This window comes from Pseudomonas fluorescens (assembly GCF_902497875.1).
Lineage (GTDB): Bacteria > Pseudomonadota > Gammaproteobacteria > Pseudomonadales > Pseudomonadaceae > Aquipseudomonas > Aquipseudomonas fluorescens_BR.
This window is the reverse complement of the sequence record NZ_CABVHY010000127.1, coordinates 1-1,534: the sequence shown is the minus strand read 5'-3', so window position 1 is coordinate 1,534 and position 1,534 is coordinate 1. Positions and strand designations below refer to the sequence as shown.

Annotated in this window: 1 protein-coding gene and 1 pseudogene; both read right to left on the bottom strand. The window is 54.0% G+C overall.

Annotated elements, in window-relative coordinates:
• Window positions 1-198 precede the first annotated feature (198 nt).
• A complete protein-coding gene (lpxC, locus tag F8N85_RS34105; protein WP_150802080.1) occupies window positions 199-1,110 on the bottom strand; it encodes a UDP-3-O-acyl-N-acetylglucosamine deacetylase in 912 nt (303 codons plus the stop codon).
• 112 nt (window positions 1,111-1,222) lie between these two features.
• A pseudogene (locus tag F8N85_RS34100) lies at window positions 1,223-1,534 on the bottom strand (cell division protein FtsZ); the annotation flags it as partial.

Below are 1,534 nucleotides of genomic sequence, written 5' to 3'. Positions count from 1 at the left end.
TCATCGCGAGCAGGCTCGCTCCCACATTGGTTCTCTGTGGAACCCAAATCTGTGTTCACTAAAGATCAACAGTGGGAGCGAGCCTGCTCGCGATGACGTCCTGATAAGCGCCACCAAAATAGAGACAACCGTAATCCGCTTCCATAAAAAAAGGCCACCCGAAGGCAGCCTTTAAAAACTAAAGAAAGAGAGTATTGCTTACACGGCCGCAACTGGACGCATGTAAGAGATCGGCGCAGTGCTGGCATCTTCGAAGGTCACGACTTCCCAGGCATCTTTCTGCTCAATCAATTTGCGCAGAAGCTGGTTGTTCAGTGCATGCCCCGACTTGAAGCCGCGGAACTCACCTATCAGGCTGTTGCCCAGCAGGTAGAGGTCACCAATTGCATCGAGGATCTTGTGCTTGACGAATTCGTCTTCATAGCGAAGGCCGTCCTCGTTCAGTACTCCATCCGCGTCGACCACGATGGCGTTTTCAACGCTACCGCCGAGTGCGAGGTTGTGCTTGCGCAGGTACTCGATGTCACTCATGAAACCAAAGGTACGGGCGCGGCTGACTTCTTTTACGAACGAAGTGCTGGAAAAATCCACGCTGGCACTTTGAATGCGGTCACGGAACACCGGGTGATCGAAATCGATCTCAAAGCTCACTTTGAAGCCTTCGAAAGGCAGGAAAGTGGCGCGCTTGTCGCCGTCTTCCACAGTCACTTCACGCAGGATACGAATGAACTTCTTGGCTGCGTCCTGTTCTTCCAGGCCGGCAGATTGAATCAGGAATACGAAGGGTCCAGCGCTACCATCCATGATCGGGACTTCAGACGCGGAGAGCTCGACGTAGGCGTTATCGATGCCCAGGCCAGCCATGGCCGAGAGCAAGTGCTCCACCGTGTCCACTTTGGTGTCACCGCTGACCAGCGTGGTCGACATAGTGGTTTCACCAACGTTTTCTGCGCGAGCAGGTATCTGCACCACAGGGTCCAGGTCGGCACGACAAAACACAATGCCGGTGTCTACAGGTGCAGGCTTGAGAGTCAGGTATACCTTCTCCCCGGAGTGCAGACCTACACCTGTGGCACGGATAATATTTTTCAGGGTGCGTTGTTTAATCATGGCTTGGGCCGCTTCAGCGCAAATTGCGAACTGGTATCAACAAAGGCTGGCGATAATAGCAGACCAGACCTTTGCTGAACACCAATCACCCTAATACCCCTGATACATTTCATCAATCGGCCTGGCGACGCAGGAATGCCGGGATGTCCAGATAGTCCAGATCATCGTGCGGATTCAGCTTTGCCGCAGTCGCAGCACTGGCCTGAGCCTGGTTGCGCATCACGGTTGGACGGTCCAGATCGCGATAGTTGACCGACGGCATTTCCTGACGGGCAGGTGCCGGCGATTGAGCTGCCATCGACGTATGAACGGTATTATCAATGATTTTAACAGGCTTCTCGATTTTCGCGCCCAGACCCGTGGCAACCACTGTCACGTGCAACTCGTCGCGCATGTCCGGATCGATAACAGTACCGACCTTGAC

Bases quoted from the DNA above. Each gene is read 5' to 3' on its own strand.
- lpxC (WP_150802080.1), bottom strand. From the start codon at position 1,110: ATGATTAAACAACGCACCCTGAAAAATATTATCCGTGCCACAGGTGTA.